The 21,712-nt window shown below is 65.6% G+C and carries 12 protein-coding genes and 1 tRNA gene; 8 read left to right on the top strand and 5 right to left on the bottom strand.

The genetic code is table 11. The features are described 5' to 3' along the window. Positions 1–87 precede the first annotated feature (87 nt). On the bottom strand, positions 88–465 hold the full coding sequence (locus tag CVO77_RS12075) for an Arm DNA-binding domain-containing protein (RefSeq protein WP_105999274.1): 378 nt from the start codon (positions 463–465) through the stop codon (positions 88–90). Between the two features lie 165 nt (positions 466–630). Then, a tRNA-Gly gene (locus CVO77_RS12080) sits at positions 631–704 on the bottom strand. Positions 705–840: 136 nt separating this feature from the next. Here CVO77_RS12080 and CVO77_RS12085 point away from each other — a divergent pair. Both CVO77_RS12085 and CVO77_RS12090 read left to right on the top strand, forming a co-directional pair. After that, positions 841–1,992, top strand: coding sequence for an acyl-CoA dehydrogenase family protein (locus tag CVO77_RS12085; RefSeq protein ID WP_105999275.1), 1,152 nt, complete (start codon positions 841–843; stop codon positions 1,990–1,992). Positions 1,993–2,003: 11 nt separating this feature from the next. After that, complete coding sequence (locus CVO77_RS12090) at positions 2,004–2,972, top strand: acyl-CoA dehydrogenase family protein (RefSeq protein WP_105999276.1); 969 nt, start codon at positions 2,004–2,006, stop codon at positions 2,970–2,972. Between the two features lie 139 nt (positions 2,973–3,111). Here CVO77_RS12090 and CVO77_RS12095 read toward each other — a convergent pair whose 3' ends face one another. Further along, on the bottom strand, positions 3,112–3,582 hold the full coding sequence (locus CVO77_RS12095; RefSeq protein ID WP_192878822.1) for an Lrp/AsnC family transcriptional regulator: 471 nt from the start codon (positions 3,580–3,582) through the stop codon (positions 3,112–3,114). 98 nt (positions 3,583–3,680) lie between these two features. Between CVO77_RS12095 and putA the strand changes: the two genes are divergently transcribed. Continuing rightward, positions 3,681–6,773 (top strand): bifunctional proline dehydrogenase/L-glutamate gamma-semialdehyde dehydrogenase PutA, encoded by a 3,093-nt coding sequence (gene putA / locus CVO77_RS12100; RefSeq protein ID WP_106000805.1) that lies wholly within the window; start codon positions 3,681–3,683, stop codon positions 6,771–6,773. A gap of 268 nt (positions 6,774–7,041) precedes the next feature. Here putA and CVO77_RS12105 read toward each other — a convergent pair whose 3' ends face one another. Further along, complete coding sequence (locus CVO77_RS12105) at positions 7,042–7,980, bottom strand: tetratricopeptide repeat protein (RefSeq protein WP_105999278.1); 939 nt, start codon at positions 7,978–7,980, stop codon at positions 7,042–7,044. 169 nt (positions 7,981–8,149) lie between these two features. On the opposite strand from CVO77_RS12105, the gene gdhA reads away from it, so the two are divergent. Genes gdhA through CVO77_RS12130 form a run of 5 tightly spaced genes read left to right on the top strand, consistent with a single transcriptional unit; the run spans position 8,150 to position 19,232 of the window. After that, on the top strand, positions 8,150–9,505 hold the full coding sequence (gene gdhA, locus CVO77_RS12110) for an NADP-specific glutamate dehydrogenase (protein WP_105999279.1): 1,356 nt from the start codon (positions 8,150–8,152) through the stop codon (positions 9,503–9,505). Positions 9,506–9,552: 47 nt separating this feature from the next. Beyond that, a complete protein-coding gene (locus tag CVO77_RS12115) occupies positions 9,553–10,989 on the top strand; it encodes a multiheme c-type cytochrome (protein ID WP_105999280.1) in 1,437 nt (478 codons plus the stop codon). A 5-nt stretch (positions 10,990–10,994) separates the two neighbouring features. Further along, complete coding sequence (locus CVO77_RS12120) at positions 10,995–12,983, top strand: heme-binding protein (RefSeq protein WP_105999281.1); 1,989 nt, start codon at positions 10,995–10,997, stop codon at positions 12,981–12,983. Beyond that, complete coding sequence (locus tag CVO77_RS12125) at positions 12,984–14,924, top strand: hypothetical protein (RefSeq protein WP_105999282.1); 1,941 nt, start codon at positions 12,984–12,986, stop codon at positions 14,922–14,924. It abuts the gene before it with no gap. 3 nt (positions 14,925–14,927) lie between these two features. After that, positions 14,928–19,232, top strand: a complete 4,305-nt coding sequence (locus CVO77_RS12130) for a hypothetical protein (RefSeq protein WP_105999283.1) — start codon at positions 14,928–14,930, stop codon at positions 19,230–19,232. A gap of 284 nt (positions 19,233–19,516) precedes the next feature. Here CVO77_RS12130 and CVO77_RS12135 read toward each other — a convergent pair whose 3' ends face one another. Next, positions 19,517–21,610: a RelA/SpoT family protein gene (locus tag CVO77_RS12135; protein ID WP_105999284.1), complete on the bottom strand. Its 2,094-nt coding sequence runs from the start codon at positions 21,608–21,610 to the stop codon at positions 19,517–19,519. Between the last annotated feature and the right edge of the window lie 102 nt (positions 21,611–21,712).

The raw sequence follows: 21,712 nt of genomic DNA on the forward strand, positions 1-21,712 counted from the left end.
CTCCAAAACCAACATCCCGATCTCGCCGCCTGATTATCCAGCCGGCTGCTTAAACCATCGAAATGAGGGGTCCCTTTTAGACGCCGATCACCCCGCTAACGGGGTCCTTTTTGCACGCCGATCCACATTCTCGCGCTTCGCTATCAGCTCTTCAGCCACCGCCGAGAAGCTGTTGCCCGCGCTGATGCTCGCAGCGATCCGAGCCTGCCGCTTGGCAGTGTTGGGATCGACGGCATGGGCGAGCTGCTTCTTTGCATCTTCTCTAGCCGCTCGCGCCTCCGCGAGCGTAATCGCAGGATAAGCGCCGAGGGCCAGTTTACGCTCCACTCCATGCAGGCGATATTTAACGCGCCAAAGTTTGCTGCCGGTCGGATTGACCAAAAGATAAAGGCCGCCCGAATCCGAGACCTTATAAGGCTTATCTTTTGGCTTCGCTTTGCGGATCGCGGTGTCGGTGAGCGCCATTTGGGGGCCTCGCAAACCAGGGGCTTTGGAAAGGCCCCCGGATATGCCCCCGAATCGTTCAGCTACACGCGATCATGGACAATCACCGGAAGCCAGTGAATGCTCAAAAACTAGCGGATTTTCAGGGTTTTTTCAACCATCAGCGACTGCGCGTGGGCAGCAAAATGGAGCGGGTGAAGGGAATCGAACCCTCGTCGTAAGCTTGGGAAGCTTCTGCTCTGCCATTGAGCTACACCCGCGCGATGACCGGCCTTTGCCGTTTCGCGCGGCGCGGGTCAATCCTTCGGCGCCTTGGCGCTCGCACAAAAAGCAGCTTGTCGTGGCGCGCCTGGCGCAATAGCGGCGATGTCGCACGATATGTAGGAGAGGACGCCGGTGTTCGATACGCTCAGTCTCGCCAGCCTGCCGCCCGCCGACGAGGCGATCCGGCCGGCGATTCGCGCGCTCGCGGCCACCGCCGCATCGGCGGCAGACACCGACGAGCGCGCGCGATCGTGGCAGGGCTATGATCCCGCGTTCAGTCGCCGCCTCGGCGAAGCGGGGTTCCTCGGCCTGACGCTCCCCAAGCGCTATGGTGGGCACGAGCGCGGGCCGTTCGCCCGTTTTGTCGTCGTCGAGGAATTGCTTGGCCTCGGCGCGCCGGTCGCGGCGCACTGGATCGCCGACCGGCAGAGCGCGCCGCTGATCCTCAATTTCGGCAATGAAGCGCAGCGCCAATCCTATCTCCCCCGCATCGCGCGCGGCGAGATTTTCTTCTGCATCGGGATGAGCGAACCCGGATCGGGCTCCGATCTTGCGAGCGTCCGGACCCGCGCCGACCGCACCGAAACCGGCTGGCGCGTCAACGGGCAGAAAATCTGGACCTCTGGCGCGCCGCACTGCGACTATATGATCGCGCTCCTGCGCACCTCGGGCGGCCCCGACGACCGCCACGCCGGCCTGTCGCAACTCATCATCGACCTGAAGGTCCCCGGCGTCACCATCCGCCCGATCCGCGACCTGGCCGGCGACGAACATTTCGCCGAAGTCTTCTTCGAGGATGTCGACCTGCCCGCCGACGCGCTGATCGGCGAAGAGGGCGAAGGATGGAAACAGGTCACCGCCGAACTCGCCTTCGAGCGTAGCGGTCCCGAGCGCATCTATTCGAGCGTCGTGCTGCTCGATGCCTGGATCGCGCATCTGCGTGGCGTGGGCCGCGACGATGCCGCGACGCGGGCGCTCGTCGGCGATGCCACCGCGCGGCTCGGCGTGCTGCGCGCGATGTCGATCGCCTGCACCGCGCGGCTCGCGGCGGGCGAAAGCCCGGTGACCGAGGCGTCGCTGGTCAAGGATCTCGGCACCGCGTTCGAACAGCAGCTTCCCGTGCTGATCGGCGACGATCTCGCGTCGCACCCGGACGAGGCGGTCGCCGCCGACCTGTATCGTGCCTTGCTCTACGTCACCCATGTGGCGCCGAGTTTCTCGCTGCGCGGCGGAACGCGCGAAATCCTGCGCGGCATCATCGCGCGCGGCATGGGCCTGCGGTAGGGGTTGGGGTGATGAACGAATTTCTCGAACCTTTCGAACGGATGCTCGAAGCGCTGTCGCCGCCCGCGACGGTGCGTGCGATCGAAGCCGGGGGCAGCGCTGCGGCGCTGTGGGACGGCATCGCCGAATCGGGCTTCCTCGACGCGCTAGTTCCCGAAGATTGCGGTGGGGCAGGATTGCCCTTGTCCGAAATCGGCCCGCTGTGGCAGGCGCTCGGCCGCCACGCCGTGCCGCTGCCGGTCGGCGAAACGATGCTGGCGCGGACGCTGCTGGCCGCCGCGCCTGCTGCGCCCGCCGCGCCTGCTGGCCCGATCGCCCTGGCGGTCGCGGACCCCGGAACCGCGATCGTCGTGCCCTTCGGCGGCGTCGCGCACCACGTCCTGCTCGAAAGCGGGAGCCAGCTTTATCTGGTCGAAGCCGATGGCGAGCCGACAGGGGTGCCGGGCAGTCTCGCCGCGCGCATGCGCTGGGATGCGCCTGGGGGGGTCAGCGTTGGTGCCGCGCCGCCCGGCGGCCTTCGCGCCGTCGCCGCGATCCTGCGCGCCGCGCTGATCGCGGGCGCTGCCGACCGGCTCACGACGATGACCGCCGCCTATGCGAACGAGCGCGTCCAGTTCGGCAAGCCGATCGGAAAACAGCAGGCGCTCCAGCAACAGATGGCGGTGATGGCCGAGGATATGGTTGCGTGCCGCATCGCGGCGCAGCTCGGCTGCGCGGGCGGCCTGCCGCCAAGCCTCGCCGCCGCCGCGACCGCCAAGTCGATCACCAGCACCGCCGCCCCCCGCCTCGCCGCGACCGCGCATGCCATCCACGGCGCGATCGGGATCAGCGCGGAATATGACCTCCAGCTCTATACCCGCCGCCTCCACGAATGGCGGCTCGCCGACGGGTCGGAAACATACTGGAACCGCCTGCTCGGCGCTGCGCGGCTCGGCGATGCGCGCGGCTCGGTCGATTATGTGCGCGAGATGTTGGCCTAGGACGGATCGACATTAGGAGATGGCGGAGCGAAAATGGTGGTCTTGCGTGACCCGGAGCGCAGCGTGCTCCATGCACGTGAGCACCGGAAGCGCGGAAGATTGCCATTTGCAGCCCGCCAGAACCAAATGTCGATCCGTCCTAGCGCGCCGACTCGAGGATCGTCTCCATCGCGACGAAGGTCGAGGTGCTCGCGACATGCGGCAGGCTCGAGATTTTTTCGCCGAGCACGATGCGGTAACGGCGGATGTCGGGGGTGCGGACCTTGAGCAGATAGTCGAAGCTGCTCGCGATCATGTGGCATTCCTCGACCTCGGGGATTTGCCGCACCGCGCTGTTGAATCGCCGCAGCGCCTCTTCGCGCGTGTCGGACAATTTCACTTCGGTAAAGGCGACATGGTCGAGCCCGACCTTCGCCGGATCGACGATTGCGCGAAAGCCGATGATCAGTCCGCTCTCGACCAGCCGTTTGACGCGCTGCTGGCACGGCGTCTTCGACAGTCCGACGCGCTGCGCCAACTCGGTATAGGTGATCCGCCCGTCGCGCCCCAAAATGGCGAGGATCTTGCGATCGAACTCATCCAATTCGACCATGAAGGGAGTATTTTTCATATCTTTCGCCTAAATCAGTATAGAAATTTGGTCAAAACATAAATACGACTGTCAGTATGAAGGCTGATCGCCTATTGGCGATATGCTATGCCATCGGCATGATCCAGCCCACCGACCGCGCCGCCCTCCGTGCTCTCGCTCGCCGCTCCGAGGCCGATATCGTCGCCGACCTGCGCGCCGACCTCGCCCGCTCGCCCGCCACCGTCGCGGCGACGACGCAGCGCGGGCTCGCACTGATCCGCAAGGCAAAGGCCGAGGGCGACCGCGAGACGCTCGTCGCGCAGCTCATGAACCGCTATCGTCTGTCGACCGAGGAGGGCGTCGTGCTGATGTGTCTCGCCGAGGCGCTGCTCCGCGTCCCCGACAGCGCGACCGCCAACGCGCTGATCCGCGACAAGATCGCCGGGCGCCATTGGAACGAGGGCGAGGATGAGGACAGCCCGCTGATCGTCGCGCTCTCGGCGCGCGGGCTGTCGCTCGGTTCGGCGACGCTGATGCTCGGTGCATTGGGCAGCAGGGCGAACCCGCTCACTTTGCTCAAATCGATGATCCGCCGCTCGGGCGAGCCGCTGATCCGCCAGGCGGCGCTCGCGGCGATGAAGATGCTCGGCCAGCAATTCGTGATGGGTGAGACCATCGACGCCGCGGTCAAGCGCGCTGACAAGGACGCGAGCGAACTTGCGAGCTTCGACATGCTGGGCGAAGCGGCGCGCACCGCCGACGATGCGGCGCGCTATTACGCCAGCTATGCGAACGCGATCGCGCGCATCGGCCGCAAGGCAAGGCCCGGCGACCCCTTCGTCAACCACGGCATTTCGATCAAGCTGTCGGCGCTTCATCCGCGCTACGACTATCTGCAAGGGCAGCGCGTCCGCGAGGAACTGATCCCGCGCGTGATCGAGCTGGCGCGCGCCGCGCGCGACGTCAACATCCCGCTGATGATCGATGCCGAGGAAAGCGACCGGCTCGAACCGCATATGGATGTCTATGGCGCGCTGATCGACGCCGGGATCGCCGATGGCTGGACCGGGCTCGGCATCGTCATCCAATCCTATCAGAAACGCGCCCCCGAGGTGATCCGCTGGGTCGCCGCCCGGGCGCGGGCACGCGGCGTCAAGCTGTCGATGCGACTCGTCAAGGGCGCCTATTGGGATACCGAGATCAAGCGCGCGCAGACGCTGGGGCTCGGCGATTTCCCGGTGTTCACCGCGAAGAACCATACCGACCTCAATTATATGGCGTGCGCCGAAATATTGCGGGGCTGTCAGGACGCGATCTTCCCTGCCTTCGCCAGCCACAATGCGATGACGCTGGCCTTCGTCGCCGAGCTGTTCGCGGGCGCCGATTACGAACTGCAACGGCTCCACGGCATGGGCGAGGGCGCGCACGACGCGATCGTCGCGCTGTCGCCGCCGCCGCGTCCGGTGCGCGTCTATGCGCCGGTGGGCACGCACCGCGATCTCCTCGCCTATCTCGTCCGCCGCCTGCTCGAAAACGGCGCGAACAGCAGCTTCGTCCATCAATTCTCCGACCCCGACGTGACGGCCGAGGAATTGGCGGTCGATCCGCGCAGCATTGCGAGCACCCCTTCCAACATCGCGACTGGCCTCGCCCTTTTCGAGCCCGCGCGCCGCAATTCGCGCGGCTATGATCTGGGCGACCCCGGCGTGCCCGAAGCGCTAGCCGCCGCGATCGCCAAGGCGCGCCGCACCGATCTGGTCGCCGCGCCGATCGTCGGCGGCGCAGCGCAGGGCGGCGCGGCCGAACCCGTTCAAAACCCCGCGACCGGCGCCATCGTCGGCCAGGTGATCGAGGCCGATAGCCGGGCCGTCGCAGCCGCCGTCGCGGCCGCGCGCCGCGCGCAGGGCGACTGGAGCCTCGCCGGGGGCGCCTTTCGCGCCGAACGCCTCGAACGCGCCGCCGACCTGCTCGAGGAACGCGACGCCTTCTTCCTTGGGCTGGCGATCGACGAGGCGGGCAAGAGCCTGGCCGACGCGATCGCCGAGGTGCGCGAGGCGGCCGATTTCCTGCGCTATTACGCCGCGCAGGCGCGCGCCGATTTCACCTGGCCAGTCGCGCTCCCCGGTCCGACCGGCGAACGCAACGAGCTGATCCTCGAAGGCAAGGGCGTCTTCGTCTGCATCAGCCCGTGGAACTTCCCGCTCGCTATCTTCCTCGGCCAGGTGTCGGCGGCGCTCGCCGCGGGCAACGCCGTGCTCGCGAAGCCCGCCGAGCAGACCCCGCTCATCGCCCATGCCGCGGTCGAGCTCTTGCTCGAAGCGGGCGTCCCCGGCGACGTGCTTCACTATCTCCCCGGCCGCGGCGAGACGGTCGGCGCGGCGCTCACCGGACACGCCGACATCATCGGGGTCGCCTTTACCGGATCGACCGAGGTCGCGCGGATGATCAACCGCGGCCTCGCCGGGCGCGACGGCCCGATCGCGACGCTGATCGCCGAAACCGGCGGCGCCAATGCGATGATCGTCGATTCGACCGCGCTTCCCGAACAGGTCGCGCGCGATGCGGTCGCCAGCGCCTTCCAGTCGGCGGGGCAACGCTGCTCGGCGCTCCGTCTGCTCTGCGTGCAGGAGGATGTGGCGGATACGATGATCGAGATGGTCGCGGGCGCGATGGCCGAACTCAACGTCGGCGACCCCGCGCTGCTCGCGACCGACGTCGGTCCGATCATCGACGACGAGGCGCAGGCCCATATTGCCGCCTATGTCGCCGAGGCGCGCGCCGCGGGCCGGGTGATCGCCGAGGCGTCGCGCACGACCCTCCCGGCAGGCGGCCATTTCGTGCCGCCGGTGATGATCCGCCTCGACCATGTCACCGATCTGAAGCGCGAGATTTTCGGCCCCGTGCTCCATGTCGCGACGTGGAAGGGCGGCGAGCTCGACGCGCTGATCGATGCGATCAACGCCTCGGGCTATGGCCTGACGCTCGGCGTCCACACGCGCATCGACGGCGTTGCGGCGCATATCGCGGCGCGCGCCGCGGTCGGCAATGTCTATGTCAACCGCAACCAGATCGGCGCGATCGTCGGCTCGCAACCCTTTGGCGGGCGCGGCCTGTCGGGAACCGGGCCAAAGGCCGGCGGCCCGCATTATCTGCATCGCTTTGCCGAGGAAAAGTCGGTCTCGACCGACATCACCGCGGCGGGCGGCAATGCGGCGCTGATGGCGGGGTAGAAAGAAACCCGCCGCCGAAGCGGCAGGCATCCACAACCACGAGGCCCGATACAGAGTGGACGGCTGTCCCGAGCGATACGCCCGAAGCGTCTCGCGGCTTATGCCGCGGCGACCCTATTTTTATGGTTCCCCCCGCAGCGCGGCCATTATAGCCGTTTCCCGATCGCGCGCCAATGTGCAATTACAGTCCCAATTCTGGCCTTTCGGCGGCGGCCGTGCATGAAGAGGGGGATGTGTCCCTGCTTTCGCGGGGACCATGGAGTATTTCCTAAGCTCCCGGCACCCCCAGCATTTGCGCCTGCGCCTTCAGCCGTGTCGCCGCGCCCGGATTGGCCGCGATGCCGTCTTTCAGCGCCTGCGCGGCTTTCGCCGTCTCGCCCAGCGTCATGCGGCTGCGCATCAGCATGATCCAGCGATCGACATTCGCCGGGTCGGCTTTCAGCTTGGCCTCCAGTCCGCTCACCATGCCCTCGATCATCGCGTCCTGCTGCCCCTTGGGAAGCTGCGAGGCGGCTTCCATGTCGGCGCGGCTCGGGCCGGGGATGGCGCGCGCGGCGACCGGCATCTCCGCGGGCGTCAGCGGCCGCGCCTGGGTGTTGGTCAGTCGCATCGCGACGTCGATCTTGTGGATCGCGCCGACCTGCTCGATCGTGCGGCGAAGGTCGGCTTCCCACGGCGCCCCCTGCGGGGTGTCGGCGAGCAGCGCGAACCAGTCCTCGATCGCACCCTTGTGGTCGCCGCCAAGATCCTTTTTGACCGCGAGGAAATAGCGCGCGCGCGGGTCCTTGGCGTCGAGCTTGATCGCCTTGTCGAAGGCTTCAAGCGCCGCGGCGGGCATCGGATCGCGCGCGCTCGCCATCACACGCGCCTCGCCGAGCGCCGACCACAGCCCCGCCGACTCGGGCGAAAGCGCCGTCGCTTTCTCATAAGCGGCGGCGGCGCCGGCATAATCGCTCATGTCGAACCGCGCCGCGCCGAGCGCCGTCCACGCCCCGGCGCTGTTCGGTTCGCGCTGGGTCCGCGCTTCGAGCGCGGCGAGCTGATCGTCGGGGGACGCAGACGCGGTGGATGGCGCGGCGGGCGCGGAAGGGGCGGAATCGCGCCAGATTGCATAGCCGACGGCCCCTGCCAGCAACACGAAGGCGGCGATCAATATCGCCCGGTTGGCTCCATTCATGCCCCCCGCCATCTTCTTGCTCTCGTTCATCTTTGTCCTCGCCTTTGTCCATTGTGCGGCGCACCAAAAAATAGGATCGCCACGCGCTCGCGTCTTGCCTTTGCTTCGCGATGGTGTAGCCTTTCCTCGGCAAGGTCGGTCAACGATAAAATCGTCAGTGGGTCGCACCGATTTTCCCAGACATATAGGGGAGGGGTGCATGGCAGTTTCGGATCACGTCGACTTTTCGACGTTCATGGAAGGCGTAAAACGGCGCAACCCGGGGCAACCCGAGTTCGTCCAGGCGGTGCAGGAAGTGTCCGAGGACATTTTCGACTTCATCGCCGACAAGGAGGAATATCACGCGCAGCAGATATTGCGGCGCATCGCCGAGCCCGACCGGGTCGTCTCCTTCCGCGTGTGCTGGGAGGATGACAGCGGCAATATTCGCGTCCAGCGCGGCTGGCGCGTCCAGAACAACAATGCCATCGGCCCTTACAAGGGCGGCATCCGTTTTCACCCCTCGGTGACCGAAAGCGTCCTCAAATTCCTGGCGTTCGAACAGACGTTCAAGAACGCGCTCACCGGCTTGCCGATGGGCGGCGGCAAGGGCGGCTCGAACTTCAACCCCAAGGGCAAGAGCGTGCGCGAGATCATGCGCTTTTGCCAAAGCTTCATGACCGAACTCTATCGCCACATCGGCGCCGACATCGACGTGCCCGCGGGCGACATCGGCGTCGGCGGGCGCGAGATCGGCTATATGTTCGGTCAGTACAAGCGCATCACCAACGAATTTACCGGGGTGCTGACCGGCAAGGGCCTCGAATGGGGCGGCTCGCTGATCCGCACCGAGGCGACCGGCTATGGCGCGGTCTATTTCCTCGCCAACATGCTCGCCGCCAAGGGGCAGGATCTCGTCGGCAAGAGCGCGGTCATCTCGGGCTCGGGCAATGTCGCGACGCACGCTGCGGAAAAGATCGTCCAGCTTGGCGGCAAGGTGCTGACGCTGTCCGATTCGGCGGGCTTCATCCATGATCCCGACGGCATCACCCAGGAAAAGATCGACTGGGTGAAGGCGCACAAAACGCACCGCCGCGGCCGGATCGAGGATTATTGCGCCGAGTATAAGGGCGCGACCTTCACCGCGGGCAAGACGCCGTGGAATGTCCCGTGCGACGTCGCGCTGCCGTGCGCGACGCAGAATGAACTGCTCGGCGACGATGCCCGGGCGCTCGTCAAGAACGGCTGCATCGCGGTCAGCGAGGGCGCCAACATGCCGACCAACCTCGAAGGCGCGCATCACTTCCGCGACGCGAAGATCATGTTCGCGCCGGGCAAGGCCGCCAATGCCGGCGGCGTCGCCGTGTCGGGCCTCGAGATGAGCCAGAACAGCGGTCGCCGCGCGTGGAGCGAAGGCGAGTTGCAACAGATGCTCAAGGACATCATGGACGGTATCCACAAAAGCTGCCTGACCTATGGCGATCGCGGCGATGGTTATATCGACTATGTGAAGGGCGCGAATATCGCGGGTTTCAAGAAAGTTGCCGACGCGATGCTCGCATTCGGGGTTGTATGATGACGGTCTAGGCGCAAAGGCGTCAGGCGGGAAAGGGGACACAGGGCATGACGACCGACGCGAAAGTGAGGCGCGGCGAGCGACCATGGGCGGCCATGGGCGCGTTCGCGCTTCTTTTGCTCGCGCTGGTCGTCGCGGCGATCGTCTCCGCCCCGCCCGCGCGTTCGCAGGGCGAGGGCGGCGCCCATTATACCGGGGTCGCCTCCTGCGCCGGATCGACCTGCCACGGCCGGATGGAGGGTGACGGCACCGTCGTCCGCCAGGACGAGCTGATGAAATGGCAGGAGCCTTCGACCCCCGGCGGCGCGCACAGCCGCGCCTGGGCGGTGCTTCAGGGCAGCCGCAGCCAGTTCATCGCGCGCAATCTCGGCATCGGAGATCCGGCAAAGGCGCCGATGTGCCTCGGCTGCCACAGCACGGCGGGGACGGCGCGCGGCGCCCCGGTCGAGGACGGGGTCGGCTGCGAATCGTGCCACGGTCCGGCGGGCGGCTGGATCGCGAGCCATTATGCAGGGGTCACCACCACCGCCGATCCCGACCGCGAGATGCGCGAAAAGCATCTGGCGAACCTGCGCGCGGGCCTCCGCAAGCTCGAGGATCCGGTGGTGCGCGCCGCCGTGTGCGTCGATTGCCATTTCGGCGCGGCGGGCGAGGGGCAGTTCGTCACCCACCGCATCATGGCGGCGGGGCACCCGCGCATCTCGTTCGAGCTCGACCTCTTCTCCTCGCTCCAGGCGCATCATCACGAAGACGCCGACTATGGCTGGCGCAAATTCGGCGCGAGCGGCGCGCGCACCGACCATGTCCAGATGTGGGCGGTGGGACAGGCGACCGCGCTCGAACGCAGCCTGTCGCTCTTTCAGTCGCGGCGCGGGACCGAGGGGATGTTCCCCGAATTTTATTTCCTCGACTGCCATAGCTGCCATCGCCGCATCTACGACCAGGCGAAACCGGTGAAGACCAGCGTCGACAATCCGGGGCGCGCCGCGCTTCCCGAAGGCATGCCGCCCTATAATGACGAGAATCTGATCATGCTGTCGGCAGCCGCGCGCGTTGCCGCGCCCGCGCTTGCCGACCAGCTCGCGGCGCGCACCGCGGCCTTCCACAAGGCGATGACGATTGACCGCGCGAGCGCCGTCGCGGCGGCGGCGCAGCTCGGCCAGACGGTGTCGGCGCTCAAGAGCGCCTTCGCGTCGCGCGGCTTTTCGGGCGCCGACGCCTTCACGCTGGTCGACGCGGTCGCGGCAAAGGCGACCACCGATCGCTTCACCGACTATTCGGGCTCGCAGCAGGCGGTGATGGGGATCGACACCTTGCTCAACGCGATGGTTTCGTCGGGCCGGGTCACCGTCGGCGCCGCGGCGGGAATCCGCGCCGACATCGACCGCGCTTATACCTCGGTCAAGGATCCCAACGCCTATAAGCCCAGTGATTTCCAGGCTTCGTTCGGCAGCGCGGTGCGCGCGATCCGGGCGCTGCGGTAAGCGATATGCAAAGCACATCCCATCTCTTCCGCTCGGCGGCCTTTGCCGCGGCCGGTTCGCTGCTCCTCGCGTCGTGCGGCGGGGGCGGGGGCGGCGGAACGCCGACGCCGACGCCGACGCCGGTTCCGACCCCCACACCGACCCCGACGGGCGGGCTCTATACGCCGCCCGCCGCCGAATCGCTGAGCGTCGCCGATGTCCAGACCGTGCTCGCCAACGCGATTTCGGAGGCGCAGGCGCGCAGCCTGCCGTCGGTGATCGCGGTGACCGATCGCGTCGGCAATGTCCTCGCCGTGTTCCGCATGACCGGCGCGCGCGCGACCGCGACGACCGCGCCGGCACCCAATGGCGTCAACATGGACGCGCAGAATGTCACCTTCCCCGCCGAGGGCGGCGCGATCGCCAAGGCGATCACCGGCGCGTATCTCTCGAGCGGCGGCAACGCCTTTTCGACCCGCACCGCGAGCCAGATCGTCCAGCAGCATTTCCCGCCCGCGCCGACCACCGTCGGCCTTGAAAGCGGCCCGCTGTTCGGGGTGCAGTTCAGCCAGCTTCCGTGCAGCGATTTCTCGTCGCGGTTCGGCGCGGTCGGCGCGGCGGCGATGATCGGGCCGAAACGCTCGCCGCTCGGCCTCGCTGCCGATCCCGGCGGCCTGCCGCTCTACAAGAATGGCGTCCTCGTCGGGGCGGTCGGGGTGATGGGCGACGGGGTCTATGGCCTCGACACCAACATCCTCGATGTCGACGACGATGCCGAGGAATTCATCGCGCTTGCCGGGACGCGCGGGTTCGCGCCGCCGTCGGCGATCGTCGCCGACAAGATCAGCGTCGACGGGACGAGCCTGCGCTATTCGGACGCGACCGCCGCGGGGCTGAAGTCGAGCGGCGGCGCCAGCTTTGCCTCGCTGAACGGCGCCCTGGGCAATCTCGTCGCGGTCACCGGCTATGCCAATGCCGCGATCAGCGCGGGCACCGTCTATGGCAGCGAAGCGTCGGGCATCCGCCCCGCGACCGCGGCCGAATTCACGAACCGCGACGCCTTCATCTTCACCGACGGCAGCGGGACGAACCGTTATCCGATCCGCGCGGGCACCGACGGCGCGGCGAACAGCGCGCCGCTCACCGCAGCCGAAGTGCGCGCGCTGCTCGAGGAAGCCTTCACGGTGATGAGCCGCGCGCGCGCGCAGATCCGCAAGCCGCTCGACAGCCGCGCCGAGGTGACGATCAGCGTCGTCGATACCTTCGGCGCCCCGCTCGGCATCGTCCGCGCGCCCGACGCGCCGATCTTCGGCTCCGACGTGTCCTTGCAGAAAGCGCGCACCGCCGCATTTTTCTCGAACGCGCAGGCGGGGGCGGAGCTCAGCGCCAACGCGAGCGCCGACATCCGCCAGTTCGTCACCGCGGTGCGCAGCTTCCTGAACGATCCGACCGTGCTCACCGGCACACTCGCCTTTCCCGATCGTGCGGGTGGCAATCTGTCGCGGCCCTATTTCCCCGATGGCGAGGTCGGGCGGCCCAACGGCCCCTTCTCGCGCCCGATCGCGCAGTTCAACCCCTTCTCGACTGGGCTGCAATCGGCGTTGATCATTGGTAATATCGGCCAGCATGTCGGCTTTCTGCAGGGCGCGAATCCCGACACCCCGGCGCGCTGCACGACCTTGCCCGACGTCGCGCCGGGGCAGAACCGGTTGCAGAACGGCATCCAGATCTTCCCCGGATCGGTGCCCATCTATCGCGGCAACCAGCTCGTCGGCGGTATCGGCGTGTCGGGCGACGGCATCGATCAGGACGACATGATCAGCTTCCTCGGCGCGCACAATGGCGGTGCGCGCTTCAGCGGCGCCAGCGCCATCGGCAATGCGCCGAAGAAGATCCGCACCGATACGGTCGTCGTAACGCTGTCGGACAATACAAAGGTGCGCCTGCGCTACGTCAATTGCCCCTTCGCCCCCTTCCTCGACACGGCGAAGCAGAATGTCTGCGACGGGCTATAGATGAGCGTCGAAGTCAGCCTCTGGCCGATTATCGCGACTCTCGCGGCGCAGGGTGCGCCCGCCGCCGAAGCGCCGCCACCGCCGCCCGCCGCCGATCCGCCCGCGACCGACCAAAGCGTCGCGGCGTCGTCCGCCGACCAGCCGCCGGTCGAGGAACTCACCCCGCCGCCGCCGCCGGTCGACTGGCAGTTGATGGTCAACGACGATCTCGTCACCCAGATCATCGAGGGCCGCCGCCGTCCGGGCTATACCCCCGATCTTCCCGATCAATTGACGCAGGACAATGTCGGCGCGCTCCGTCCGCCGCCGCCGCAGGCCTTTCCGGGGATGGAGGATCAGCTTCCGATACCCGACCGTTGGCGCCTGATCGAAAGCCTGGGGGTGGTCAAGGAACGCTGGTTCGACCCCTATCACCAGAATACGCTGAAGGGTGATCGGCCGATCGACCGCAGCAAGGTCAAATGGCTGCCGATCAACGGCGACGACTGGTTCTTCGTCCTCAACGCGATTTCGGACACGGTGTTCGAACCGCGCACTTTCCCGATCCCGGTCGGCGTCCAGACGACATCGCGGCCGGGCAGCATCGACGTTTTCGGCAAGAATCGCAGCTTCGTGCTGTCGCAGACGCTGATCGGCGGGTTCGCGCTGATCAAGGGCAACACCGCCTTCAAGCCGCCCGACGTCGAATATCGCCTGACCCTCGCCTATAACGCCAATTATGTCGACGTGCCCGAACGGCGCGTCCTCGACGTGCGCCCGTCGAAGAAGAGCCATCGCTTCGATCATTTCATCGGCGTGCAGGAAGCCTTCATCGACAAGCATCTCGGCAACGACAGCGATCGCTACGACTTCCACTCGATCCGCATCGGCATCCAACCGTTCCAGAGCGATTTTCGCGGTTTCCTGTTCAACGACAGCCAGCTTGGCGTCCGCCTGTTCGGCAACCGCGACGACAATCGCTTCCAATATAATCTCGCGGCCTTCTGGCGGCTCGAAAAGGACACCAACAGCGGCCTCAACGACATCACCCAGACCCCGCGCGACGATTTCATCTTCACCGGCAATCTCTATCGCCAGGATTTCCCGTTCGTCGGGCTGACCAGCCAGGTCAGCGTGACCTATAATATGAACCGCGAAAAGAACGACGTGCAGATCGACCACAACGGCTTTCCGGTGCGGCCGGCGCTGCTCGGCGACCTGCGCGGGCGCGAATATGATGTCACCTATCTCGGCTATAGCGCCGACGGGCGGATCGGGCGGATCAACGTCACCGCCAGCTTCTATGCCGCGCTGGGCGAGGATCGGAACAGCCTCTTCACCAGCAAACCGGCTAAGATTCGCGCCGGCTTCGCTGCCGCCGAACTCAGCTATGATCACGACTGGATGCGCTTTCGCCTGTCGGGGCTCTACGCCAGCGGCGACCGCGATCCTTATAATAATGTCGAGGGCGGGTTCGACGCGATCTTTGAAAATCCGATCTTCGGCGGCGCCGACACCAGCTACTGGATTCGCCAGACGATCCCCTTCGCGGGCGGCGGGCGCGTGATCTCGATCAACGGCCGCAACGGCATCTTGAATTCGCTGCGCTCGTCGAAGGAAGAGGGGCAGTCGAACTTCAACAATCCCGGCACCGTCTTCATCGGGCTCGGCGGCGATTTCGACCTGTCGCCGCAGATGCGCGTCAGCGTCAACGCCAACCATCTATGGTTCGACAATACGACGACGCTCCAGAATCTGCGCGTCGAAGGCTCGATTCCCAAGGACATCGGCTGGGATCTGTCGATCGCCAGCATCTGGCGGCCCAAGGCGACGCAGAATATCGTCGGGCGGCTCAGCGCCGCCGTCCTCCTGCCCGGCAAGGGGTTCAAGGATTTGTTCGACAACCAGGAACGCGACAAGGCCTATGTCTCGATCCTCGCCAATCTGATCGTGAGTTTTTAGACCATGGCGCGCAAGCTCTTCGCCCTTCTCGCTTTTGTCCTGATGATGGCGGCGTTCGGCGCACAGGGCGTCCGCGCCTCCGAAGAGGAAAAGCCGGTCCAGGTGACCTATCGCTTCACTCCGCCCGCGCCCAAGGAGCAGAGCGAGGCGGACATGCAGGTGAAATCGGCGGGCTGCTATAGCTGCCACGTCCGCACCGACCTGCCGACGATGCACAAATCGCCCGCCGTCCGGCTCGGCTGTACCGATTGCCACGGCGGCGATTCGACCTCGCCCGCGGCGTTCGGCAAGCCCGAACTCGGCTATGACAGTGCCTATAATCTTGCCGCAAAAAAGGTCGCGCACCCGCAGCCGACGCTGCCCGGCGCGTGGGGCGACAGTCCCGCGAATCCCAAGCGAAGCTATACATTGCTCAACAAGGAAGCGCCCGAATATGTCCGCTTCGTCAACCCGAGCGACTATCGCGTCGCGCGTGAGGCGTGCGGCGCCTGCCACCTCGAGGTGATCGAGGCGGCCGAGCGCTCGCTGATGTCGACGGCGGCGATGTTCTGGGCGGGTGGCGCCTATAACAATGGCATCGTCCCGTTCAAGAATTCGATCTTCGGCGAGGCCTATACGCGCGACGGCAAGGCGGCTTGCCTGCTCTCCCCCTCGTCGCGCCTGACCGCCGAGCAATATAAGCAGGCGTGCGATCCGGCCTTCGGCTTCGACAAGATATTGACCGATGCCGAGAAAAAGCGCGGCGCGCTCGCCAAAGTCTATCCGCTGCCGCGCTGGAACGTGACCCCGCCCAGCGATGTGTTCCGGGTGTTCGAACGCGGCGGGCGCAACGTCAGCACGCAATTTTCCGAAATCGGCCTGCCCAACCCGACCGGCAGCATCCAGCGGCTCGAAGAGCCGGGGCGCCCCGACCTCAAACAGTCGAACCGCGGTCCGGGCACCGGGCTGCGCGTCGCGATCGCGATCCTCAACCTCCACAAGACCCGTCTCAACGACCCCTATATGTGGTTCATGGGCACCAACGACCAGCCGGGCGACTATCGCCATTCGGGCTGCGCCGGGTGCCATGTCATCTACGCCAACGACCGCGAGCCGCGGCACAGCCTGATCTATGCCCAATATGGCCGCGACGGCGAGACCGCGACGGTCGACCCGACGATTGCAGAGCGCAAGTGGAAGCCCGATGCGGACGGACACGACGGCGGCCACGGCGCCGCCGGAAGCCACGCGCCCGATGCCAGCGAGCATGGCGCGCTCGTCGATCCCGCCGCGGCGGCGGCCGGACCGCAGGTGAAACCGGTCAGGGAAAGGCTCGAATCGGGGCATCCGATCGGCCACGCCTTCACCCGCGCGATCCCGACCTCGCAGTGCATGACCTGCCACATGCACCAGCCGAACATCTTCCTGAATTCCTACCTCGGCTACACGATGTGGGATTATGAATCCGACGCGCCGCAGATGTGGCCGGGGCCGAACAACACCGCGCCGCGCCCGCCGGGGATGAGCGACGAGGAGTATCAAAAAACCTATAAGCAACAACATTATCCGACCGCCGCCGAGGTCCATAAGGCGCTCGAACGCAACCCCGAGGGGGCGAGCCCGCGCGGCTTGTGGTCCGATGTCGAATTCCTGCGCGACGTCTATGACATCAACGACACGAACCAGAACACCCAGTTCGCCGATTATCATGGGCATGGCTGGAACTTCCGCGGCATCTTCAAGCGCGACCGCAACGGCAATCTGCTCGACGCCGACGGCAATATGTCGACCTATGGCACCGACACCGCGCATATCATCGATCCCAAGGATCCCGAGAAATGGCGCAAGAGCTGCGACCATTATGAGGACGCGAAGGAGCGCGGGCTTTGCCTGGCGAGCGCCGATCCCGGCAAGCCGGGGGTCGAGGGCAAGTTCGTGCCCCCCGGCATCAACCCCGGCAAGACGGTCCATATGATGGACATCCATGCCGAAAAGGGCATGCAGTGCGCCGACTGCCATTTCGCGCAGGACAGCCACGGCAATGGCTATATCCAGGGCGAGGTCGCGAATGCGATCGAGATCAGCTGCAAGGACTGCCACGGCACTGCCGATGCCTATCCGAACCTGCTGACCTCGAACGTCGCGGCGCGGCCGCAGGGCACCAACCTCGCGCTTTTGCGCAATATGGACGGGCGGCGGCGCTTCGAGTTCCAATATGATGACGATGGCGAGATCACCGGGTTGATCCAGCGATCGATCGTCGATCCGAAACTCGAATGGCAGGTCAGCCTGGTCAAGCAGTCGGTGACGCCCGGGCCGCATTTCAACGCCAAGGCGGCGCGCGCGAAGCTGATGTCGCGCAGCGGCGCCGAGGATGGCCAATTCGCGTGGGGGCCGGGCGTCGCGAAGGCGGATCGCGCCCATGGCGACGACCGCATGACCTGCTTCACCTGCCATTTGTCGTGGACGACGAGCTGCGGCGGCTGCCATTTGCCGATCGAGGCGAACTGGAAGACGCGGTCGCATCATTTCGAGGGCGAGGAATCGCGCAACTTCGCGACCTACAACCCGCAGGTGGCGCGCGACGAGATGTTCCAGCTCGGCCGGCACATGCTTACCAAGCCTGGCGAGCCCGACGCCGACGGCAATCCGCGCGGCATCATCACCCCGGTCCGATCTTCCTCGGCGCTGATATTGTCATCGACGAATATCAACCGCGAACGCATCTATGTGCAGCAGCCGCCGATTTCGTCCGCGGGCTTTTCGAGCCAGGCCTTCGCGCCGCACTTCCCGCATACGGTGCGCCGCCAGGAAACCAAGCACTGCACCGACTGCCATTTGTCGGTGGCCGACGACAATAATGCGATCATGTCGCAGTTGATGCTGATGGGCACCAATTTCGTCAATTTCGTCGGCCTCAACGTGTGGTCGGGACAGGAGGACAGCTTCCAGGCGACGCGCGTCACCGAATGGGAAGAGCCGCAGGCGGTGATCGGCAGCTATCTGCAGAAATATGCCTATCCCGACTATTGGGATCTGCACGTCAACAAAAATGGCCGCGAGCTCAAAAATTGGGTGCGCGGCAAGGCCTTCGACAAGAAATTGTCGGGCGAAAGCCAGGCGCTCGAGGAATTCCGCAACATCGTCCAGGGGACGAGCGGCCGGGTGAACTGTCTCCAGCAGCGCGGCGAATATATGTTCGTGGCCGAGGGCAAGGGCGGTTTCCGCGTCTATGACGTCGCGGCGGTCGGCAACAAGGGCTTCTCCGAACGCATCATCCGCGCCCCCTTCTCGCCGCTCGGGCACGACACTCATGTCAAATCGGCCAACGCCACCTGCATGGCGATCGGCACCAACCAGCCGATCAGCATGGCGCGCAACGACAATATCCGAAAGAATTTCCCCGAGAACCACGAACAGGCGCTGCACCCGCTCTATCGCTACGCGGTGATTACCGACAGCGTCGAAGGCCTGATCCTCGTCGACATCGACACGTTGGCCGACGGCGAATTTCGCAACAACCGGCTGACGCGGGCGCTGACCTGGAACCCCGACAATGTCCTCGCCGGCGCGCGCCACGTCACGCTCGCGGGCAATTATGCCTATATCACCACCGACGCCGGGCTGGTCGTGGTCGATCTGTCGACCCCGCTCGAACCAAAGGTGACCGCGCAATTGCCGCTGACCGACGCGCGCGCGAGCGCGGTGCAGTTCCGTTATCTGTGGGTCACCGATGCCGAGGGGGTCAGCCTCTTCGACATCACCCACATGGACCGGCCGGTGCCGGTGCCGAGCGGGACCGTGCGGCTCGCCAATGCGCGGAAAATCTATGTCGCGCGCACCTATATGTATGTCGCGGCAAAGCAGGACGGGCTCGTCATCGTCGATGTGACGCGCCCCGCGGCGCCGATCGTCTGGCCGGGGCTGACCTTTGGCGGCGCGCTCAATGATGCCGAGGATGTGATTGTCGGATCGACCAACGCCTCGCTCTTCGCCTATGTGGCCGACGGGCGGAATGGGATCAAGGTGCTGCAACTGACCAGCCCCGACAATCCGGGCCTTTATGGTTTCTCACCGAAGCCGACCCCCGAACTGATCGCCTGGGCCAAGACCCCGTCGCCGGCGCTCGCGCTGTCGAAGGGTCTCGACCGCGACCGCGCGGTCGACGAGACGGGGGGGCAGATCGCGATCTTCGGCCGCGTCGGCTCGCGCCCCTTCACGCGCAGCGAGATGGAGAAATTGTTCCTGACCAGCAAGGGGCTGGTCTACAAGGTCAGCGACGCGGTCGACCAGAACGCATGGCGCCCGCCGTTGGCCTATCCGAACTGAAGGCGAAGGCAGCTAACGGCCCGAAGCTGACCTACCTTACATCGACACCCTGAACTTGTTTCAGGGTCCATGGCCGGACGTCTCATTCAGCGCGGCGCTGGACGAGAATTCAGGCCATGGATGCTGAAACGAGTTCAGCATGACGAGGTTTAAGGACTGCAATCGACTGGAAGCGGTCTGTCCATCATCGTCACCCCGGATCAAGCCCGGGATGACGAAGTGAGGCCGGGATGGCAAAGTGAGGCACGTCCGCTTCCCACCCCCAAGCTGACCGAGTTGCCCGCCTACAACCGCTCCGCCTGCACCACGCTGTCCGACGCGCGCAGCGCCGACAATATCCGCATCACATGCTGGACGTCGCGCACTTCGACGACGACGTCATAGGTGTGGAAATCGCCTTCGCGGTTCGACAGCCGCAAATTGGTGATATTCGCCGAATTGGCGGCGAGGATGCCCGACATTTCGGCGAGCGTCCCCGGTTCGTTGAGGATGACGACGCAGAGGCGCGCATTGCCGCCTTCGCTATCCTCCTGCCAGCGAAGATCGATCCAGTCGGCATCGACCCCGTCGGCAAGGCTCGGGCAATCGATGACATGCACCTCGATCCCTTCGCCGGGGCGCGACAGGCCGACGATGCGGTCACCGGGCACCGGATGGCAGCAGTCGGCGAGTTGATAGGCGACCCCCGGTGTCAGCCCCGCGATCGACACCGCGGCGCCCTGGACCAGCTTGCCGGGCTTGGTCTTCATGTCGGCGGTGATGCCGGGGACCAGCGCTTCGAGCAGCGCATTGTCCGACACGCGCTGCTTGGCGATCGCGACATAGAGCGCGCTGTCGTCCTCCAGCTTCAGCCGCGTCAGCGCCGCGGCGCGCGCCTTGTCGCCGACCTTGTTGGGAAGACGCCGCGCGATCTCGTCATACATTTTGCGCCCGAGCGCGGCGAGTTCGACTTTTTCCTTCGATCGGACGTGACGGCGGATCGCGGCGCGCGCCTTGCCGGTGACGGCGAAGCCCAGCCACGCGGGCTGCGGGGTCTGCTTGTCCGACGATAAGATCTCGACCGTGTCGCCATTGACGAGTTGGGTGCGCAGCGGCACCAGCCGGCCGTTGACCTTTGCCCCGACGGTGCGGTCGCCCAGCCCGGTGTGGACGGCATAGGCAAAGTCGACCGGAGTCGCGCCCTTGGGCAATTGGTGCAGGCTTCCCTTCGGGGTAAAGGCGAAGATGCGGTCCTGATACATGGCGATGCGCGTATTTTCGAGGAACTCGTCGGGATCGTGCGTCTGTTCGAGGATTTCGAGCAGGTCACGGATCCACCCTGCTTGCCCGTCGGGCGCCGCGCCGCCCTGTTTATAGGCCCAATGCGCGGCGAGCCCGAACTCGGACTGCTGGTGCATGCCCAGGCTGCGGATCTGGATTTCGATCCGCATATTCTGCTGGTGCATGATCGTCGTGTGCAGCGACTTGTAGCCGTTGCGCTTCGGCGTCGAGATATAATCCTTGAAGCGGCCGGGGACCATCTTCCACTTGCCGTGGATCAGCCCCAGCGCGGCATAGCATTCGGCATCGGTCGGGGTGACGATGCGAAAGGCGATGATGTCGGTCACCTGCTCGAAGCTGACGTGGCGCTCCTGCATCTTGCGCCAGATCGAATAGGGGTGCTTTTCGCGCCCCGACACGTCGGCCTCGATCCCGTGCTTCGCGAGCAATTCCTTGAAATCGCGGCTGATCTCGGCGACCTTGTCCTTGCCCCCGGCGGTCAGCTTGGCAAGGCGGCCGGTGATCGTCGCATAGGCCTCGGGCTCGAGCTCGCCGAACGCGAGCAACTGCATCTCGCGCATATATTCATACATGCCGATCCGCTCGGCGAGCGGGGCATAAATATCCATCGTCTCCTTGGCGATGCGGCGGCGCTTGTCGGGGTTCTTGATGAAATGCAGCGTCCGCATATTGTGCAGCCGGTCGGCGAGCTTGACGAGCAGCACGCGGATGTCGCCCGACATGGCGAGCAGGAATTTGCGCAGATTCTCGGCCGCGCGCTCATTTTCTGTCTGCGCCTCGATCTTGCTCAATTTGGTCACGCCATCGACGAGACGGCCGACGTCGGCGCCGAACAGGCGCTCGATCTCCTCGGGTGTGGTCAGCGTATCCTCGAGCGTGTCGTGGAGCAGCGCGGTGACGATCGTCTCGCTATCGAGGTGGAGGTCGGTCAAAATTCCCGCGACCTCGACCGGATGGCTGAAATAGGGGTCGCCCGAGGCGCGCTTCTGGCTGCCATGTTTTTGCACGGTGAAGACATAGGCGCGGTTGAGGAGCGCCTCGTCGACGTCGGGGTCGTAAGCGCGGACACGCTCGACGAGTTCATATTGCCTGAGCATTATCTCCAATGTCGCCGCTGACACGGTAAATGCAATGCGAAATTTGCGTGCGCCCGCGGCGATCGACCCGCAACTTTGATAAAGTCGATTGGAAGCGCCCGC

It is taken from the genome of Sphingopyxis lindanitolerans (genome assembly GCF_002993885.1).
GTDB classification, from domain to species: Bacteria; Pseudomonadota; Alphaproteobacteria; order Sphingomonadales; family Sphingomonadaceae; genus Sphingopyxis; species Sphingopyxis lindanitolerans.